Annotated in this window: 16 protein-coding genes; 6 read left to right on the top strand and 10 right to left on the bottom strand. The window is 59.7% G+C overall.

Translation table 11 applies throughout. The features are described from left to right. Window positions 1–5: 5 nt before the first annotated feature. The 8 genes from JJN09_RS04355 to JJN09_RS04320 all read right to left on the bottom strand — a co-directional run bounded on the left by JJN09_RS04355 (window position 6) and on the right by JJN09_RS04320 (window position 5,366). On the bottom strand, window positions 6–770 hold the full coding sequence (locus JJN09_RS04355) for an IclR family transcriptional regulator (protein WP_249485902.1): 765 nt from the start codon (window positions 768–770) through the stop codon (window positions 6–8). 326 nt (window positions 771–1,096) lie between these two features. Continuing rightward, the gene (locus tag JJN09_RS04350; protein WP_007912330.1) at window positions 1,097–1,486 is read right to left on the bottom strand and encodes a RidA family protein; all 390 of its coding nucleotides are present in this window, start codon (window positions 1,484–1,486) and stop codon (window positions 1,097–1,099) included. Between the two features lie 31 nt (window positions 1,487–1,517). Further along, complete coding sequence (locus JJN09_RS04345; RefSeq protein WP_249485901.1) at window positions 1,518–2,315, bottom strand: amino acid ABC transporter ATP-binding protein; 798 nt, start codon at window positions 2,313–2,315, stop codon at window positions 1,518–1,520. Next, a complete protein-coding gene (locus tag JJN09_RS04340) occupies window positions 2,312–2,974 on the bottom strand; it encodes an amino acid ABC transporter permease (RefSeq protein ID WP_011334481.1) in 663 nt (220 codons plus the stop codon). Before JJN09_RS04340 ends, JJN09_RS04345 begins: the two co-directional genes overlap by 4 nt. Before the next feature lie 9 nt (window positions 2,975–2,983). Continuing rightward, window positions 2,984–3,646, bottom strand: a complete 663-nt coding sequence (locus tag JJN09_RS04335; protein WP_249485899.1) for an amino acid ABC transporter permease — start codon at window positions 3,644–3,646, stop codon at window positions 2,984–2,986. Between the two features lie 51 nt (window positions 3,647–3,697). Next, the gene (locus JJN09_RS04330; protein ID WP_064117896.1) at window positions 3,698–4,546 is read right to left on the bottom strand and encodes a transporter substrate-binding domain-containing protein; all 849 of its coding nucleotides are present in this window, start codon (window positions 4,544–4,546) and stop codon (window positions 3,698–3,700) included. A 300-nt stretch (window positions 4,547–4,846) separates the two neighbouring features. After that, a complete protein-coding gene (locus JJN09_RS04325; RefSeq protein WP_249485898.1) occupies window positions 4,847–5,128 on the bottom strand; it encodes a type II toxin-antitoxin system RelE/ParE family toxin in 282 nt (93 codons plus the stop codon). Then, window positions 5,118–5,366, bottom strand: a complete 249-nt coding sequence (locus JJN09_RS04320) for a type II toxin-antitoxin system Phd/YefM family antitoxin (RefSeq protein ID WP_007960251.1) — start codon at window positions 5,364–5,366, stop codon at window positions 5,118–5,120. Before JJN09_RS04320 ends, JJN09_RS04325 begins: the two co-directional genes overlap by 11 nt. An 824-nt stretch (window positions 5,367–6,190) precedes the next feature. On the opposite strand from JJN09_RS04320, the gene wecB reads away from it, so the two are divergent. The 5 genes from wecB to JJN09_RS04290 are packed head-to-tail and all read left to right on the top strand — an operon-like array spanning window position 6,191 to window position 14,609. Then, window positions 6,191–7,345, top strand: coding sequence for a non-hydrolyzing UDP-N-acetylglucosamine 2-epimerase (gene wecB, locus JJN09_RS04310; protein WP_249485897.1), 1,155 nt, complete (start codon window positions 6,191–6,193; stop codon window positions 7,343–7,345). Then, on the top strand, window positions 7,342–9,516 hold the full coding sequence (gene nrfB / locus JJN09_RS04305; RefSeq protein WP_249485895.1) for a cyclic di-3',5'-guanylate-activated glycosyltransferase NrfB: 2,175 nt from the start codon (window positions 7,342–7,344) through the stop codon (window positions 9,514–9,516). The genes wecB and nrfB overlap by 4 nt, the downstream gene beginning before the upstream one ends. Continuing rightward, the gene (locus JJN09_RS04300; protein WP_249485893.1) at window positions 9,513–12,671 is read left to right on the top strand and encodes a phage receptor; all 3,159 of its coding nucleotides are present in this window, start codon (window positions 9,513–9,515) and stop codon (window positions 12,669–12,671) included. Before nrfB ends, JJN09_RS04300 begins: the two co-directional genes overlap by 4 nt. Then, window positions 12,671–13,549 carry a DUF4434 family protein gene (locus JJN09_RS04295; RefSeq protein WP_249485892.1) on the top strand — a complete coding sequence of 293 codons (879 nt, stop codon included), beginning with the start codon at window positions 12,671–12,673 and terminating at the stop codon, window positions 13,547–13,549. The genes JJN09_RS04300 and JJN09_RS04295 overlap by 1 nt, the downstream gene beginning before the upstream one ends. Then, window positions 13,533–14,609: a GGDEF domain-containing protein gene (locus tag JJN09_RS04290; RefSeq protein ID WP_249485890.1), complete on the top strand. Its 1,077-nt coding sequence runs from the start codon at window positions 13,533–13,535 to the stop codon at window positions 14,607–14,609. The genes JJN09_RS04295 and JJN09_RS04290 overlap by 17 nt, the downstream gene beginning before the upstream one ends. A gap of 5 nt (window positions 14,610–14,614) precedes the next feature. Here JJN09_RS04290 and JJN09_RS04285 read toward each other — a convergent pair whose 3' ends face one another. Both JJN09_RS04285 and JJN09_RS04280 read right to left on the bottom strand, forming a co-directional pair. After that, window positions 14,615–16,171 carry a TerC family protein gene (locus JJN09_RS04285; RefSeq protein ID WP_249485888.1) on the bottom strand — a complete coding sequence of 519 codons (1,557 nt, stop codon included), beginning with the start codon at window positions 16,169–16,171 and terminating at the stop codon, window positions 14,615–14,617. 301 nt (window positions 16,172–16,472) lie between these two features. Continuing rightward, window positions 16,473–16,877 carry a MerR family transcriptional regulator gene (locus JJN09_RS04280; protein ID WP_249485887.1) on the bottom strand — a complete coding sequence of 135 codons (405 nt, stop codon included), beginning with the start codon at window positions 16,875–16,877 and terminating at the stop codon, window positions 16,473–16,475. A gap of 79 nt (window positions 16,878–16,956) precedes the next feature. Between JJN09_RS04280 and JJN09_RS04275 the strand changes: the two genes are divergently transcribed. Beyond that, the gene (locus JJN09_RS04275) at window positions 16,957–18,180 is read left to right on the top strand and encodes an NADH:flavin oxidoreductase/NADH oxidase family protein (RefSeq protein WP_249485885.1); all 1,224 of its coding nucleotides are present in this window, start codon (window positions 16,957–16,959) and stop codon (window positions 18,178–18,180) included. Window position 18,181: the final 1 nt, after the last annotated feature.

Raw genomic sequence — 18,181 nt, 5'->3', positions numbered from 1 at the left:
CGCGGTTATTCGTTGATGCGCCGGGCGAGGCTGTTGGCGCTCTCGATCAAGACCCGGCGATAGTCGTTGTAGTTGGCCTTGGCATCGGCGCGCGGTGCGACGATGCACAGGGTGCAGATGGCCACGCCGTGAGGGTCTTTGACCGGGGCGGCGAAGCAGTGGGTAAAGGTGTCGGCGACACTGTCGAAGGAGAAGAAACCGTCGATGCCTGCCTGACGGATTTCCTTGAGAAATGTCTCCATCGGCAGGCGTTCACCACCGGGCAGGATGAAGTCGTCGGGGTCGATCAGGTCGCTGATCGCCTGATCACTCAAGTGCGCCAGCAGCAAGCGTCCGGACGCCGTCCAAGGGATTGGCGCGTTCTCGCCGATATCGGAGGAAATGCGAAAATGCCGCTCACCCTCCTTCATCAGCGCCACCGTGTATTTGCGCCCGTTCAGCAGGCACATTTGCGCGGTTTCCCGGGTCTGGCTGACGATCTCCTGCAACGCATGATCGGCCTCGCGACTGAGGTCGAAGTGACGCAAATGCGCCTGGCCAAGGAAGTACAGCTGACGACCGAGATAGACGTGACCGTCCTTGCCCACCGGCTCCAGAATCCGGCGCTCGAGCAATGACGCCACCAGTTCGTAGACCGTGGATTTCGGGCTGCCGATGCCGTTGGCGATGTCGTTCGGACGCAATGGCTGGCCGATCTCCTTGAGGAAATCGAGGATATCGAACGCCCGGTCCAGACCGCGTGCCCGGCGCTTGATGGTGTCTTCGGTCATTTCTGTTGTTCCCATAAAAGATGCCGGGATGGTAACTGGCCCTTGGTGTTGTGTCAGTGAGATTGCTGCCCTCACCCCCCGCCCTCCCGAAACGTCGGACCGCCCAAGGGGAGAGGGAGCCTGACCCCATCGATGCGTGAGTAGCTGACAAACGCTGAAATCTGCATAGATAAAGATCAGTCCCCTCCCAAGAATGAAAAGAGCCTGACCGTATCGATACATGACTAGCTGACAATCGCTGGACTCTGCATCGATAGAGATCAGTCCCCTCTCCTGGGGGAGAGGGCTAGGGTGAGGGCGCTACGGCCTCAGCAACACCACAAGGCTCAAGCCTTCTTCTTGTAGGCAATGCAGTCGATCTCGACCTTGCAGTCAACCATCATGCTCGCCTGCACACAGGCCCGTGCCGGTGCATGCTCAGGTTTGAAGTACTCACCAAAAACCTTGTTGAAACTGCTGAAATCCCGCGGATCGTCCAGCCACACCCCGGCACGTACCACGTCTTCCAGGCCATAACCGGCCTCTTCGAGAATCGCGATCAGGTTCTTCATGGTCTGATGAGTCTGCTCGACGATGCCGCCCACAATGATCTCGCCATCCACCGCCGGCACCTGACCGGAAACGTGCAGCCAGCCATCGGCCTCGACTGCGCGGGCGAATGGACGTGGCTGGCCGCCAGCGGCGGTGCTGCCGGTGCCGTAACGAGTAATGCTCATGGATGTGTCTCCTGATAAAAAAAGTGAAAAGTCAGAATCGCGTGTTTTTGAGAAATTCAGCCAGCCGCGGCGATTGCGGACGCTCGAACAGTTCCTTGGGAGGCCCCTGCTCTTCGATGCGCCCCTGATTCATGAAAACGATCTTGTCCGAGACCTCGAACGCAAAACGCATTTCGTGGGTCACCAGCAGCATGGTCATGCCGTCTTCGGCGAGGCCCTTGATCACGTTCAGCACTTCGCCGACCAGTTCCGGGTCAAGGGCCGAGGTGACTTCGTCGAACAGCATCAGGCTCGGGTTCATCGCAATCGCCCGGGCAATCGCCACGCGCTGTTGCTGGCCGCCGGACAACTGGCCGGGAAAGTGATTGCGCCGCTCCAGCAGACCGACTCGCTCCAGCCATTTCTCGGCCAGGACCACGGCTTCGTCCTTGTGCATCTTTTTGACTTTGAGCAGACCGAGCGTGACGTTCTGCAACGCGGTGAGGTGCGGGAACAGGTTGAATTGCTGGAACGCCATGCCGGTCATCGCGCGATGGCGCGCAATGACCTTTTCCGGGTGGCGCATGCGTTTGCCGTTGAGTTCGTCATAACCGATGGATTCACCGTCGAGCAGGATCTGCCCGCCTTGGAACTCCTCCAGCATGTTCACGCAACGCAGCAGCGTGGTCTTGCCCGAGCCACTGGAACCGATCAGCGTCACCACGTTGCCGCGCTGCATGCTCAGGTCAACTCCCTTGAGCACTTCGACCGCGCCGTATTGTTTGTGCAGGCCACGGATGTCCAGCAGGGGCTGGCCGTTCTGGACGTTGGAAACTTGAGCTTGAGTCATGGCAGGGCCACCCGCTTTTCAATGTGCCGGCCGAGTAATTCGATGCCGTAGTTGATGACGAAGAACAGAAAACCGGCGAACAGGTAAAACTCCAGGGTCATGAACGTCCGGGCGATGATCTGCTGGGTACTGAGCAACAGCTCAGCCACGCCGATCACCGACAGCAAGGTCGAGGCCTTGACGATTTCCGTGGACGAGTTGACCCAGGTCGGCAGGATCTGCCGCAGCGCCTGAGGTAACAGCACGTAACCGAGGGACTGATAGAACGTCAGGCCGATCGCCTTGCCGGCTTCCATCTGTCCGCGCGGCAACGCCTGCAACGCACCGCGCACGATCTCGGCAACGTGGGAGCCGCAAAACAGCGTCAGACCCAAGGCACCCGCCTGAAACGCACTGATCTGCCAACCAAGCGCCGGCGCCATGTAGAAGCAGGCCAGCACCAGCACGAACACCGGGGTGCCGCGAATCAGGTCGACATAAAAGCGGAACGGCGCGCGCATCCAGAACTTGCCGTAGGTCAGCACCAGACCGGCGAATACGCCGATGACCGTCCCGAACAGAATCGCCAGCGCCGACACCTGCACGCTGGTCAGAAAGCCTTGCCACAAGGCTTCGCGGGCAATCCACAACTCATGCAACCAACTGGGGGATTGGTACATCGCAGCCTCCTATCGGCGGATCGCCAGACGCTGCTCGAGGTAACGCAGCAGCATGGCAATGAGGTAACAGGCCGCGACATACAACGCCGTGGTCACCAGCCAGGTTTCAATCACCCGGTAGCTTTCGACGTTGATCTTGCGCGCGTAATAGGTCAGCTCCGGCACTGCAATCGCAGCGGCCAGCGAGGTGTCCTTGAACAGCGAAATGAAGTTGTTCGACAGCGCCGGCAGCACGTTGCGCAACATCACCGGCACGGTGACATAGGCCTTCACCTGCCACTCGCCCAGACCGATGGCCAGCCCAGCTTCACGCTGTCCCTTGGGAATGCTCAACAAACCGCCACGGAACACTTCGGTCAAGTACGCCCCGGCGTACAGCGACAGCGTGATGATGAACGACGGGATCTTGTCCAGCCGGATTCCCAGGCTCGGCAACGCAAAGTAGATCAACAGAATCAACACCAGAATCGGCGTGTTACGGATCACCGTCACATACACCGATGCCAGCACCCGCAAGGCGCGATGCTTCGACAGCAAGGCAAACGCCATCAGCAGGCCGATCACGCAGCCGATGGCGATTGACACCAGGGCCAGTTCAAGACCCAGACCGAGCCCCGCCAGCAAGGTGCCGAAATCGCGCCACACGGCGGCAAAGTTCAACTGATAGTTCATGGTTGGCAGTACCTTGAGCGGGGCGCATCAGGGCGCCCCACTCTCACGGGATCATTTGAATTCGACAGGGAAACCGATGGCGGGCGATGGCAGATCCACGCCGAACCACTGTTTGAACGACGCGGCGTAAGTCGGGAACTCCACGCCGGTCATGGCTTCATGGAGCGCGGTGTTGACGAAGTTCAGCCAGTCCTGATCGCCACGTTTTACGGCGCAAGCGTAGGTCTGCGGGCTCCAGGCGTACGTCGGGCTCCGGTAGCGGCCAGGGTTCTGCACCATCAGGTATTTGACCGAAGACTGGTCGGTGGCGGCGGCATCGGCGCGGCCGGAGTTCACGGCCTGGTACATCAAGTCGACGCTGTCGTACTGATCAACCTTGGCTTTAGGCAGTGCCTGGTGCACCAGCTCCTCGGCGTACACGTTTTGCAGCACGGCCACTGTCACGCTGTCGCCGGCGGCTTGCAGATCTTCGATTTCCTTGTACTTGCTGTTGTTCGGCAGCAGCAGGCCGACGCCTTCGCGGTAATACGGCAGGGTGAACGCCACTTGCTGCGCACGGCTGGCGGTGACGGTGATGAACTGGCAGCTCATGTCGACCTTGTCGGTCAGCAGATTGGGAATCCGCGCATCGGACGACTGCACCACGAACTCGACCTTGCTCGGGTCATTGAACAACCCTTTGGCCACGATTCTGGCGATGTCGATATCAAAGCCCTGCAACTTGCCGTCCGCGCCCTGGAAGTGCCACGGCGCGTTGGTGCTGCCGGTCCCCACGATCAATTTTCCACGGGCCAGGACGCTGTCGAGCTTGCTGTCGGCCGCCTGGGCCATACCCATCACAGCGGACGAAGCCGCGAGAACAAAAACACACGCTTTGAACAAGGAAGGTCGGCGATGCATGGCAAGCACTCCAGAGGATTGTTTATTCCGTTATACCGGAACACGGTTTGTTACTACGGAATAGACAGCAGAAAGTGTGCCACAGGATTCGAGGGGAATCTGCACCCGTTCGAAAATTCACAGGAATCAAAGAGATACGTAAAAGGGAAAAATAGAGAAACAGCGGGAGAGCGCAAGCGTGCGCTACCGTTGGCTACAACAATGCGGGTAGCAGGTTCCCAGTTGGTGCACAGGTAATCGATTCAGGGGCAGTGCCCAATGTTAACGGAAGAGATGCGGGACAGACGCAAGCGGTAGAGGTCAACGCTCCGTAGCAACTCTGTATACGTCTCCGCCCTCCCTTTTACCAATGGCTATTACTGTCACGACCAGCACCTCGTCCTTGACCCGATAGACCATTCGATACCCGACATTTCGAAGCTTGATCTTGTAGGCGCTTCCCAGTCCTCTGAGCCGGTCGGCTGGAACATGCGGATTCTCAAGCCGCTGCTGAAGTTTCTTCTTTAATTGCTCCTTGAGATTCGCATCAAGCTTTTTCCATTCTTTCCAGGCTTTCTCCGAGAACTCCAGCTCATAGGTCATCTATCGAGACCTTTATGGTGGGATCATTTTCCCGTTCCTTGCACAGAGCAATCAACTCCAGATCCTCAAGGCGATTCATCAGCGCCTCATAGGCTTTTGCCGGGACGCAATAAAAGGCCGGCTCATTGCGGTTGAGAATTGCAACGGAATCACCGCCGCCTGCTGCGACAGTACCCATGGGATTTTTTTTCAGTTCGGAAATGCTCGCTACGACTTGGGAAAGGACGATATGTGTCATGAAGGGTTGCCTCGGAGTGCTTTTCAGAGTGCTGAAAATAGCACTCCAGGACGCATCTGACTTCAATCCTTTTACTACGGAAACTGCTTTCAAACCTGCATCGCTACCCATCAGAAGCTCCTTTGATAAATGCCTGAAAAACGATACCAGCTGCTTGGCGTCTGCGGATCTGAGTCTTCTGAGGGAATGCTCTTGCAGCAAAGTAGGACGAAATCATCCTTTGCAGGACCTACCTGTAATTTCTGACAGTAGACCGCCGTTTTACCCTGCTTTAACGTCAAAGGCCTTTCAGATTGATTGATCAGGAGGCTCCAATGACAACGCCGACTCGATATTCAGCGTTGCCCCCGACGTACCAGAAGGTCTTGAAAGCCAGGCGCCTCGTCGTCCTGTACTTCTTCAACGAGCATTGCGGTGCCTGCGTGTTTTCCGGCCCCGTTTTTCTCGAAGTCGCCAAGCCCTTCCGGCCCTCAAAAAACTGAAAGGCATCGGTACGGATGAATCACTTCTGCAAGACTTCACCCAATTCCTCGGCAAAACCAGACACCCCGCTGTGCCGCGTAGATCGACCCATGATCTGAGCTGGCTTCGCCACACCCTCAGCACCCTCTGCACCATCCCCCGCGCAAAACGATGGAACTTTTCCTGAAAGTGCCACCTAAGAGCCATCAGGTAATGGCACTTTCGTTCCAGTTGATCTGTAACAACTAGCCTCAAGCCCGGATTGGACAAGCTCCCATCCGGCTGCTTTTCTTTATTTCTCAGAAAGAGATAGGTGCTGCTGGCTATCCGGCTACAGCCTTGCTTCGTCCCAGGAGGGGTCAATGTCCTTTAACGTCATGATGGTTTTCGGTACTCGCCCGGAGGCCATCAAAATGGCCCCGCTGGCTCGGGTTCTGCGTCAGTGGCCCGACATCCAACTCAACATCTGCTCGACCGGCCAGCATCGGGAGATGCTCAAGCAGGTGCTCGACGCCTTCGAACTGACGGTCGATGAAGATCTGCAAGTCATGACTCAGGGCCAGACCCTCAATGGTCTGTCGCAACATCTGCTTGCACAACTCGACCAAGCCTACGAACGGGTCAAACCGGACATCGTACTGGTACACGGCGATACCACCACCAGCTTCATCGCCGCCCTCGCCGCGTTCAATCGGCAACTGCCCATCGGTCACGTCGAGGCCGGTTTGCGTACCGGTAACCTGCGCGCGCCCTGGCCCGAAGAAGCGAATCGACGCCTGACCGGCGTGATCGCCGACCTGCACTTCCCGCCAACCGGCAAGGCCGAAGCCAATCTGCTGCGCGAAGGCGTCCCGCAGGACAACATCGAAATCACCGGCAACACCGTGATCGATGCGTTGCTATGGATGCGTACCAACCAGCAACAGAGCAACTGGCGCCCGGCTGCCGACTCGCCTCTGGCAGTGCTCGACGACAGTCGTCGCATGGTGTTGATCACGGGTCATCGCCGGGAAAACCTCGGCGACGGTTTCCAGAACATCTGCCAGGCCCTCGCCGATCTCGCCCTGCGCTACCCGGATGTGCAATTCGTCTACCCGGTGCACCTCAACCCGCAGGTGCAGAGCGCGGTGTACGGCATGCTCGCCGACAAACCCAACATCTATCTGGTCGCCCCGCAGGATTACCCGAACTTCGTCTGGCTGATGGGCCGCGCGCATTTCATCCTGACCGACTCCGGCGGCGTCCAGGAGGAAGCGCCGGCCATCGGCAAGCCGCTGCTGGTATTGCGTGACGTCACCGAACGCCCCTCCGTGCTCGAGGGCGGCACCGTTTTGCTGGTGGGCACCGACACTGCGAAGATCGTCAAGGAAGCCAGCCAGTTACTCGATGACGAAGCGACCTACACACGCATGAGCCGCGTCCACAGCCCCTACGGTGACGGTCACGCCAGCGAACGTATCGCCAAACGACTCCACGCCTGGCTGAGCGCACGCTCGGCGGCGGGTAACGGGGTATGAGCCTGGGTTGGGTCGATTTCTTTGCGTATGTGCTGTTTGGTCTGAAGTATGTGGCGATCATCCTCGCCCTGCTGATGTTCATCCTCGGGCTCGATGACCTGTTCATCGACCTCGTGTACTGGGGCCGCAAGTTCATCCGGCGCTGGCGGATCTACGAGAAATTCAAGCGCGCCGACGAGGAGCGCCTGTATTCGATTCCCGAGAAGCCGCTGGCGATCATGGTGCCGGCGTGGAACGAAGTCGGCGTGGTCGGCGAAATGGCGCGGCTGGCGGCCTCGACCATCGACTATGAGAACTATCAGATTTTCGTCGGCACCTACCCCAACGATGCCGAGACCCAGGCCGACGTCGATGCGGTCTGCCAGCACTATCCCAACGTGCACAAAGTGGTCTGCGCCCGCCCGGGTCCGACCAGCAAGGCCGACTGCCTGAACAACATCATCGATGCGATTCTGCGCTTCGAGAGCGAAGCGAAAATCCAGTTCGCCGGGTTCATCCTGCACGATGCCGAGGACGTGATTTCGCCGATGGAGTTGCGCCTCTACAACTATCTGCTGCCGAACAAGGACCTGATCCAGATTCCGGTCTACCCCTACGCACCAGAATGGAAAGGCTTCACCGCCGGGCACTACGTCGATGAGTTCGCCGAGAACCACGGCAAGGACGTTATCGTGCGCGAAGCCCTCACCGGCCAGGTGCCCAGCGCCGGCGTCGGCACCTGCTTCAGCCGTAAAGCCATCAGCGCGCTGCTGGAAGACGGCGACGGCATTGCTTTCGATGTGCAGAGTCTCACCGAAGACTACGACATCGGTTTCCGACTCAAACAGAAAGGCATGAAGTGCATCTTCGCCCGCTACTCGGTCAGTGACCCGAAACTGGCGCTGGAGCAACCGTGGGTGTTCGGCATGAACCGCGAATTCTCCCAGGTCATCTGCGTACGCGAGCACTTCCCCCGCGACTTGCAACACGCAATCCGGCAGAAGTCACGCTGGATCGTCGGCATTGTGTTTCAAGGCACCAAGAACCTCGGCTGGAGTCGCAAGGGTCTGCTCAACTACTTCCTGTGGCGTGACCGTCGCGGCTTGATCGCCTACCTGTTGAGTTTTCTGGTCAACCTGCTGTTCCTGGTGCTGCTGGCGATGTGGGCCGTCACGGTGATTTCCCCGGATTCGTGGCGCTATCCCTCGATCCTCGCCGACAGCTCATTGCTGTCGGTGCTGCTGTGGCTCAACGGTCTGATGCTGTTCAACCGTCTGTTCCAGCGTGGCTGGTTTGTCACTCGCTACTACGGGTTGGTCGAAGGTCTGTTGTCGGCGCCGCGCATGATGTGGAGCAACTTCGTCAACTTCTTCGCCAACCTGCGCGCCCTGCGCCAGGTAATGGAAATGGGCGACTCACGGCGCGTGGCCTGGGACAAGACCACCCACGAATTCCCGGCGCTGACCAAGGCGCAACGTACCCCGCTCGGTCATCGACTGGTGGAAAAGGGCCTGCTGACCGAAGAAGAACTGGAAGCGGCGATCACCAGTCCCGTGCGCCGTCGTCTTGGCCGCGAGTTGCTGCTGCGCGAATACATCGACAGTACGCAGCTCGTACAAACACTTGCCGAACAGCTTGATCTGGAATGGGCACCGCTCAACCCGTTCAAGCTCGACAAACGCCTGATCGAGGCCGTACCTCGTCGGGTCGCGTCGCATTACGGCGTGCTGCCGGTGGCAGAAGAAGGCGACACCCTGATCCTGGCCTCCGAGGGCCCGGTCAGCCAGGTCTCGCTCGGCGCGATCAGCCGTCAATTGAAACGCCCGGTGCGCTGCCGACTGGCACCCCAGGGGCGCGTTACGCTGGGGATTCGTTACTGGTACGCCAGTCCCCGCCAGAATGAGGAAGTGCGTCATATGCTTGAAGTGCTTGAGCGTCATCAGGACGATGAAGCCTTGCTGGAGCGGGTCAGTCGCCATCAGGTGCTGCTGGGCAATCTGCTGCAGGTTCGCGGCATGGTGCCGCCGACTCTTTTCAATCAGGCGTTGATCGATTTCGATGCCGAAAACATGTCACTCGGGGAACACCTGATTTCCCGGGGCATGATCACCCAGGAAGTCCTGGAGCAAGCCCTCGCCGATCAGGCCAGCGAACAGCAAGCCGCCTACCGTATTGTCAGGGAGGTCGCATGAAGCCTGTTCATCGTCACACCTTGCTGATGGGCAGTCTGCTGCTGGGCCTGAGCACAGCGTATCCGCTACAAGCTGCGCCGCTGAGCGACTTTGAACAGTTCCGCAGCTATCCCTACATGGACCGCAGCTATCGCGAAGCGAAAACGGGCAACTGGAAAGAAGTCGAACGACTGATGCGCCACTTGCTGGAAAAAGTCCCGAAAAACGACGAGGCCCGGGCACTGCTGGTTGAGTCGCTGGCCAAACAACGTCGCTACAAGGACGCGATGCAAGCGCTGCCGGACAACAGCGACGCCCTCCTCGACCTGCGCCTGACCTGGATCGAACAGGACCCGCCCACCAGCAGCCAGGTTGAAAGCTGGATGGCCACCAGCAGCCTGAACGACCGTGTGCGCCTGTGGCAGGCTTACAGCTTGAGCCTGGCCAAATTCGGTGGCGCGGCCAAAGCCCACGACTGGCTGGCGCAACTGTCGCCCAAGGGTGACGACAATATCCTGCGTCTGGCACGCGCCAACTGGTCGGAGCAACTGCGCGACTGGAGCGGCACCATCGAGCAACTGGCGCCGTTGGCCGCTCGTAAACAATTGGACGCCGAGGGCTGGCAACGGCTGGCCAATGCTTACGTCCAGCGCCTCGACGAAAAACCGCTGCAACAACTGCTGCAACAGGCGCCGAGTCCCGAAGCCGCACGCAAGACACGCCTCGCGATGGTCGATCGCGCCATTGCCATGGGCCACGAGCAACAGGCGCAACGCTGGATTCAGTCGTTGCCAGACTCCGATCTGGCCGATCCCGCGCAACGTCAGCGCCTGTGGGAGCTGGCACGCAAGACCGAAGACGTGCCGACCGTGCAGCGCTTGAGCAACGATTTGCAACGTCCCTGCCTGGAGACCGCCGAATGGCTGTCGCGCCAGGACCCGGAAGCAGCGCTCAAGCAATTTCGTGGCTGTTCGCCCACAGACGACCCGCAAACCTGGCTGATACTGGCCCAGCGTCTGCAAGCCACCGACCTGCTGCAAAGCACCCGTTTGCCGGAGCCGTGGGAAGGTCGCCGCCAGGCTCAACTGCTGGACGTCTGGCAGGATCAGGGGCGCAGCGACAAGGTCGATGCGTGGCTGGCCGGCCAGACGCAAACACCTGAAATCGTCAAGCGTCGGGCAGAACTGTCGCAACGCATGGGCCGCATGACCGAAGCGCAGACCTTGTGGGAGCTTCACTACCGGCAGACCGGCAATCTGAATTCACTGAATCAGGCCACTTACCTGGCGGTAAACAATGACGATCGCGCACAGGCGCAACAGTTGCTGGAAACGGCGTTTGACCGTCATCAGGGTCGTTTGCCAGCCACAGCGCTGCAGCGTCTGGCCGGTCTGTATGCGGTCTCGAAAACCACAACACCAGAACAGCAACGACGAATGGCATTGCTGATTTCCCGTGTGGATGGCGCCACCCGTGGCCAGTTACTCGCGCAACTCGCGGAAAACGGTCAGTGCGATGCCGTTCAGCAAGCCATCGGCAACCATCCGCAAGCCGCCGGCGATTATCGCGCTCTGGGTCGTTGCGCGATGCCGGATCGACCGGGCGAAGCCGTCGTCTATTACCAGCAAGCGGAAAAACTCGGTGACCGCAGCAGCCGTTTGCCGTTGGCCTACGCCCTTGAAGCCGCCGGTGATTCGGCTGGCGCGCTGGCTATATGGCGCAGCCTCCCCGCAGCGGAACTGAGCGATAACGCGCGCCTCACCGCCAGCCGCAGCGCGCTGAATGCCGGTGACAGCCAGACAGCCGAACGATACTGGCAGCAAAGCACGACGCGCGGTGCCAATGAATGGGCCCTCGGCGCGGCAATCGCTGACGCTCGTGGCGATCATGCCCAGGCACTTGAACGTCAGCGTAAAGCCTTGCAACAAGCACCGGATGCCGGGCATTTCTACGCAGCGTCGGTCACCGCACAAAAGGCCGGGGAGCTGCCGCAAAGCACTGCATGGCTGGCCGAAGCGGTACGTCGCGACCCGAACAATCCACGTTATCGCGCCGATTACGGCATGCGCTTGTCCGGTGCCGAAACCCGCGAGGAACGCGCCACCGCAATCCCCTATCTGCAACAGGCCACCCGTGACTTCCCCGAGGACTATCGACTCGGTGAAACACTGGCCTGGCGCTATGACGAAGTGGAAGACAGCGCTTCTGCCCGCAAGGAACTGCGCCGGGTGATCGATCTGGAACAAAACCCGGTGGCCGCCGACGACGAGGACGGCAGCATGGAAGCGCGTCGTTACCGTCAGCGCCGCGCCCATGAAACCCTCTCCCGCCGTGACAGCCGGACGATTGCCAGCACCTGGTCTCCAGCCGGGGTTTCAACCAATGACTTCGTCCGACCTGACGAAAGCAAGGGTTCAAACCGCCGTGCCGACTCGCAAAACGTGCAACTGGCGATGTGGGATCACGCCCTCGGCGATGAACCAAGTCGCGCCGGCAGCACGCTCTCGGTGTATGGCCGGGTCCTGCTGGGTGGACAAGGTCGCTCCAGTTACGCCGAATCCCTCGCCGCCGGTGTCGGCCTGCGCTACAAGCCGTGGGGCACGCAGAACATCAACTTCTACGGTGAGATCTACAAACAGAGCCAGTTCAACGATGACGACAACCACAGCCTGAGCCTCGGCCAGATGCTGGTGCCGGAGAAGTTGCTGGATCAGGTCAATGATCATCGCCAGGACGGCCACACCACCACCGACTACCTGCTGCGCGCGACTGCCTCGTTCCTCGATCAGGGCAAGTACCGCAACGACTGGCGCGTCGACGAAAACGACTGGGACGAACGTTTCCTCTACCTCGACGCCGCCTGGTGGACCAAGGCCGGTGATCACCAGTGGCTGTCGCGGTTCCAGCAGGGGCATGCCTGGAAGCTGCCGAACAGCGGCGCCCAGACGATCATGCCTTACGGCTTCCTCGAATTTGCCAGCCAGGACCCGAGCAACGACTGGCGCCAGGACCTGCGCACCGGTGTCGGTCTGCGCTGGCAATGGTGGTACGACGAAGATCGCTACAACGCCTACCGTTCGAAACTCACGGTACGCACCGAATATCAACAGTCGCTGGGCGGCAATCTGTATGAAGGCGGCAACGGTGTGCTGCTGGGCGTGGAGTGGAATTTCTGATGGCTCGATGGATGTTGTTTTTCTGCCTGCTGATGGGTGCCACGCTTGCACGGGCCGACGAGCGTGTGTTCTATCAGCCGCTGAATGTCGATGCCGGTCTGACCCAGGCGCAATGGCAGAAAGTCTGGCAGGACACTGCCAGACAAGGCACGCGAACAGTCATCGTGCAGTGGACCGCGTATGGCGAATCGGACTTTGGCGGTGCCAACGGCTGGCTCGCCAACAGCCTGAAAATCGCCGGACAACAAGGTCTGCAACTGGTGCTCGGGCTGTCGATGGACCCGGCGTACTACACGCGCATCGACGAACTGGACAGCGCCGGCCTCGGCGCCTACTGGCAGGCGCAATTGGGGCAATCGCTGGCGCAACAACAGAAGCTGCGACAGGAATGGAAACTGCCGGTCAACGGCTGGTATCTGCCACTGGAACTGGATGACCTCCACTTTCTGGCAGCCGATCGACGGGCAACGCTCCAGCGTCAGCTGAAGGATTTCGCGGCAAAACTGGATGCGCCGCTGCATGTCAGCGCCTTCAGTGCCGGCAAACTTGCTCCGACGGTCAACGCCCAATGGCTGGGAGATCTGACAGCGGAAGGTGCGCAAGTCTGGTGGCAGGACGGCGCCGGCACCGGACGCCTGCCAGTGTTGGTGCGAAATGGTTATGCCAGCGCACTGCCCTGCTCTGTCGGTATCGTGCGTGAAGCGTTCCGCGAGGTCAGCCGCGACGGTGAGCCGTTCCGCGCCGAACCGGCGACCCCGGATGCGACCTCGACCGGCTGTCATCAAAATGCAGTGTTTTCCCTGCGATATCGGCCGTGGGGCCAGGTGATTCTCGACAACCAGCGCAAGCATCCGGGCAGCAATGTACAAAACCATTGAAGACGAAGTCCTGAAGCGAACCGCGCCCGCCGAGCTATGGGGCGAGTTCATCCAGCATGAGTTCGAACGGCTACATTCGTTCTGCCTGCTGATCTATCTGGCCAGCATGGGCATCTGGCTGGCCTTCGACCTGATCGTCAGTTTCCTCGGGGATCAGGGCTTTACCTGGCGCTCGATGATCTTCATCGCAGCATTTGCCGTGCTCGCCGTGGTGCTGATGTTCACGCGCAAGGCCCGCCACTTCGACTGGCTGAACCTGACCTTCGTGTTCGTCATCACTCTGGGCATCCGGCTGCTGATCGAAGGCCTGCCTCTGGCGTTTCATGGCATCTGGCTGGTGCTCGCGGCGGCGACCACGCTGTACAGCGCCTCCGTGTTGCCGCTCAGTCGCTGGTCGTTCTTCGCGGCGCAGGCCATCACCTGGCTGATACTCAATCCGTTCATAGGGACCGGAATCGGCCTGCTGGAACTCAAAGGCGTAATGACCATTGCCTACAGCGTGTTTCTCTGTGCGCTGACGATCTACACCTTCCTCAAACTGCGCGAGACAAAGCTTTACAACTACATCATGTCCAAGCTGTTGCTGGACCAAGCCTACAACGACACCCTGACTGAAATCCCCAACCGCCGCTCGTTCATGACCCGGGCCGAAAAGAGCCTGCAAGCGGTACCTCGCGAGCACGACCATTACCTGGCGATGATCGACATCGACAACTTCAAGAAAGTGAATGATGTGTACGGCCACGACATCGGCGATGAAGTGCTCAAGCGAATCGCGGCAGACATCAAAGAGGTGATGGCACCGTTTGAGTACGCTCGATTGGGTGGCGAAGAGTTTGCGATTTATCTGGCCGGCGTGCGCCGCGAAGATGTCGAGGCGCTGGCCGGGGAGTTATGCCGGGTGGTGCGTGAGCAACCGACCCGGCACCCGGTGACCATCAGTATCGGCGTGGCCCGGGTCGAGGACGGTGACACCCTCAACCAGGCCCTGATCAAGGCTGATGAAGCGTTGTATGAGTCAAAGCATACGGGCAAGGACCGGTACACCTTTCATCAGTGACGCCATCAGGCCTCACGCACCAACAGCACTCGTGTCACCCGCCGTTCTTCGACCGCCATCACGGTCATGCCCCAACCTTCATGTTCCAGTCGATCACCTTTCATCGGCAGGCGATCCAGCAGACTCATCACCAACCCGGCGAGGGTCTGGTAATCCTCGGTCGGCTCGGCAGTGAAACCGGTGCGCTGACGAATCCGTGTCAGATTCAATGCGCCGTTCACCACAAAGCCGCCCTGCTCTTCGACCACGTCCGGACCGGCGATTTCGCTGGCGTCCGGCAACTCGCCAGCGATCGATTCGAGAATGTCGGTCATGGTCAGCACGCCGACAAAATCACCGAACTCGTTCACTACGAACGCGATGTGGGTCGATGCCGCGCGCATCTGCTCCAGTGCGTTGAGGATCGAATAGCTGTCGAGCAGGTTTACTGTCTTGCGCGCCAGGTGTTCAAGGTTCGGCTCGTTGCCGGCCAGATACTCCTTGAGCAACTCCTTCTTGTGAACGAAGCCCAGCGGTTCATCCACCGCACCGTTACGAATCAGCGGCAGGCGCGAGTAGGACGAATGCATCAGTCGCGTACGAATCGCCTCGGCATCGTCAGCCAGATCAATGTGATCGACATCGGCACGTACCGTCATCAAGGCGCGGATCGGTCGCTCGGCCAGTTGCAGCACGCCGCTGATCATCACTCGCTCACGACGGTCGAACAACTCCGCACTTGGCGCCTGACCATCATCCAGCAAGTCGGAAATCTCTTCACCCACCTCTTCCACCGCCAGTTTCCGGCCGCCCAACAAACGCATTACCGCGTGGGCTGTACGCTCACGCATCGGGCGCAAGCCCTGCATCGAACGCTTGCGACGGGCACGGGCGATCTGGTTGAACACCTCGATCAGGATCGAGAAACCAATCGCGGCGTACAGATAACCTTTCGGTATGTGGAAGCCCAGGCCTTCGGCGGTCAGGGCGAAACCGATCATCATCAGGAAGCCCAGACACAGCATGATCACCGTCGGGTGCGCGTTGACGAAACGGGTCAACGGTTTGCTGGCAACGATCATCACACCGATGGACACGACCACCGCGATCATCATCACCGCCAGTTCATCGACCATGCCCACGGCAGTAATCACCGCATCCAGGGAGAACACCGCATCGAGCACGACGATCTGCGCCACGATAGGCCAGAACAACGCATAAGCGGTGTTGGTCGAGCGTTCGCCGATATGGCCTTCCAGCCGTTCGTGCAACTCCATGGTCGCCTTGAACAACAGGAACACACCACCGAACAGCATGATCAGGTCACGGCCGGAGAAGCTCTTGCCGAACACTTCGAACAACGGTGCCGTGAGGGTGACCAGCCAGGAAATACTCGCCAGCAGGCCAAGACGCATGATCAGCGCCAGGCTCAAACCGATGATTCGCGCGCGGTCGCGCTGATGCGGCGGCAGTTTGTCCGCCAGGATCGCGATGAACACCAGGTTGTCGATACCCAGCACCAGTTCCAGCACGATCAGTGTCAACAAGCCCAGCCATGCCGTGGGATCCGCTAACCATTCCATATTCTGTCTCTATCTCTCTTCAGTGAATTCAGGCTGCCGGACACGGCAATGTGCGGCGCGAAAGCTCGAAGGCTGCGCCATCAACGATAGTCGGTAGTCGGAAGACTGGATGCTGCGAGTGCGTCAAGACCGCGCCGTGGCGCGAAGGGAACGTGGTTCTTTGAGTCGAACTGGGAGGCTCCGAGAGGGTGTTCATGCAAATCCTGAATGAAAAAAGGCCTTGAAGCGTACAGGTTCAGATGACTTTTCCTACAGCCTGAAATCATTTCAAAATCTGTACGCCGCAGGTATCACCCAATCTCTATGGGTTTAGCGACGACAGCACCCGTTCGGCATTCGCCATGCAACTGATGCCTTCCGGCCGCGAGTGGATGCCATCGATCACCTCCAGCAAATGCGCCTTGCTCTGCGCCAGATGCTGCTGCATGGCTTCAATCTGCTCGACCTTGCGCGTCAGCCCCGCTACCAGCTCTTCCTGATTGAACTCGCCCGTGGCGGCGTCCGGCAGCAACTTTTTGAGTTCTTCGAGAGAGAAGCCAGCCTGCTGGGCGCAGCGAATAATATTCAGGGTTTGCAGCACTTGCGGCGGGTAACGCCGATAGCCATTGCCCAGCCGTTCCACTTTGGGAATCAGGCCCTGAGCCTCGTAGAAACGAATGCTCGAGGCGCTCAACCCGCTCTGTTGCGCCAACTCACCAATTTTCATTCCAGCCTCGAAGTGCCTGCTTGACATTAAAGTTCACTTTAAGCTTAGCCTCTCCCCATCACTGATGAGGAGTCAAGCAATGTCGCCCTTCCAGATTTTGAATCTGCCCAACGGTCAGACCGTCGGCAACCGTATCGCCAAAGCCGCCATGGAAGAAAACCTCGCGGATCGTGACCAGGCACCGTCCCGCGAGTTGTTCCGCCTGTACCAGGCCTGGGCCGACGGCGGCGCCGGTTTGCTGCTGACCGGTAACGTGATGATCGACCGCCGGGCCATGACCGGCCCTGGCGGTGTGGTGCTGGAAGACGAACGGCATCTGGAGCGTTTCCGCCAATGGGCCGAAATCGCCCGCAGTGGCGGCGCGCAGGTCTGGGTGCAGCTCAACCATCCCGGCCGTCAGACCTTCGCCAACATGGGCCAGCAAGCGCTGGCACCGTCAGCGGTTGCCCTGGACTTGGGTTCATTCTCGAAGATGTTTGCCGAACCCAAACCGATGAGCGAGGACGACATCGAGGATGTGATTCAACGTTTCGCCAAGAGCGCCGCACTGGCCGAGAAAGCCGGATTCACCGGCATCCAGATCCACGCCGCCCACGGTTATCTGCTCAGCCAGTTTCTTTCGCCACTGACCAATCGTCGTACCGACCGTTGGGGCGGTTCGCTGGAAAACCGTGCACGCCTGCTGCTGTCGGTGATCGAGGCTGTACGTCAGGCTGTTTCGCCGCAGTTTTGCGTGGCGGTGAAGCTCAATTCCGCAGACTTCCAGCGCGGCGGTTTCGACACCGATGACGCCCGTCAGGTGATCGAATGGCTCAACGAACAGCCGATCGACCTGCTGGAACTGTCCGGTGGCAGCTACGAAGCGCCAGCGATGCAAGGCGAAGCCCGCGACGGGCGCACTTTGGCCCGTGAGGCATTCTTTCTGGAAATGGCCAGCGAACTGGCCAGCGTGGCGCGTATGCCGGTGATGGTCACTGGTGGTATTCGGCGCTTGCCCGTGGTTGAACAGGTACTCGACAGCGGCATCGACATGGCCGGCATCGCCACCGCGCTTGCCATCGAACCGAACCTGGTCAAACACTGGCGCGAAGGCCGCCACAGCGAGCCGCAACTGCCGCCGATTCGCTGGAAACGCAAACCGCTGGCCGCGCTGGCGAACATGGCCGTGGTGCGTTTCCAGATGGCGCGCCTGAGCCGGGGGCGTAAACCGCATCCCGAAGTGTCCGCACTCTGGGCACTGATCCGCGACCGTTTGTACCTCAGTCGCCGCACCCGCCAGTACCGCCAGGCAATGGATGTATAAA

Origin of the sequence: Pseudomonas sp. HS6 (assembly GCF_023375815.1) — a bacterium.
GTDB lineage: Bacteria > Pseudomonadota > Gammaproteobacteria > Pseudomonadales > Pseudomonadaceae > Aquipseudomonas.
The sequence above is the reverse complement of the archived record's forward strand: the minus strand, read 5'-3'. Positions and strand labels throughout refer to the sequence as shown.

Coding starts and splice junctions, on each gene's coding strand:
- JJN09_RS04355 (WP_249485902.1), bottom strand. CDS start 770: ATGACCGAAGACACCATCAAGCGCCGGGCACGCGGTCTGGACCGGGCG.
- JJN09_RS04350 (WP_007912330.1), bottom strand. CDS start 1,486: ATGAGCATTACTCGTTACGGCACCGGCAGCACCGCCGCTGGCGGCCAG.
- JJN09_RS04345 (WP_249485901.1), bottom strand. CDS start 2,315: ATGACTCAAGCTCAAGTTTCCAACGTCCAGAACGGCCAGCCCCTGCTG.
- JJN09_RS04340 (WP_011334481.1), bottom strand. CDS start 2,974: ATGTACCAATCCCCCAGTTGGTTGCATGAGTTGTGGATTGCCCGCGAA.
- JJN09_RS04335 (WP_249485899.1), bottom strand. CDS start 3,646: ATGAACTATCAGTTGAACTTTGCCGCCGTGTGGCGCGATTTCGGCACC.
- JJN09_RS04330 (WP_064117896.1), bottom strand. CDS start 4,546: ATGCATCGCCGACCTTCCTTGTTCAAAGCGTGTGTTTTTGTTCTCGCG.
- JJN09_RS04325 (WP_249485898.1), bottom strand. CDS start 5,128: ATGACCTATGAGCTGGAGTTCTCGGAGAAAGCCTGGAAAGAATGGAAA.
- JJN09_RS04320 (WP_007960251.1), bottom strand. CDS start 5,366: ATGACACATATCGTCCTTTCCCAAGTCGTAGCGAGCATTTCCGAACTG.
- wecB (WP_249485897.1), top strand. CDS start 6,191: ATGTCCTTTAACGTCATGATGGTTTTCGGTACTCGCCCGGAGGCCATC.
- nrfB (WP_249485895.1), top strand. CDS start 7,342: ATGAGCCTGGGTTGGGTCGATTTCTTTGCGTATGTGCTGTTTGGTCTG.
- JJN09_RS04300 (WP_249485893.1), top strand. CDS start 9,513: ATGAAGCCTGTTCATCGTCACACCTTGCTGATGGGCAGTCTGCTGCTG.
- JJN09_RS04295 (WP_249485892.1), top strand. CDS start 12,671: ATGGCTCGATGGATGTTGTTTTTCTGCCTGCTGATGGGTGCCACGCTT.
- JJN09_RS04290 (WP_249485890.1), top strand. CDS start 13,533: ATGTACAAAACCATTGAAGACGAAGTCCTGAAGCGAACCGCGCCCGCC.
- JJN09_RS04285 (WP_249485888.1), bottom strand. CDS start 16,171: ATGGAATGGTTAGCGGATCCCACGGCATGGCTGGGCTTGTTGACACTG.
- JJN09_RS04280 (WP_249485887.1), bottom strand. CDS start 16,877: ATGAAAATTGGTGAGTTGGCGCAACAGAGCGGGTTGAGCGCCTCGAGC.
- JJN09_RS04275 (WP_249485885.1), top strand. CDS start 16,957: ATGTCGCCCTTCCAGATTTTGAATCTGCCCAACGGTCAGACCGTCGGC.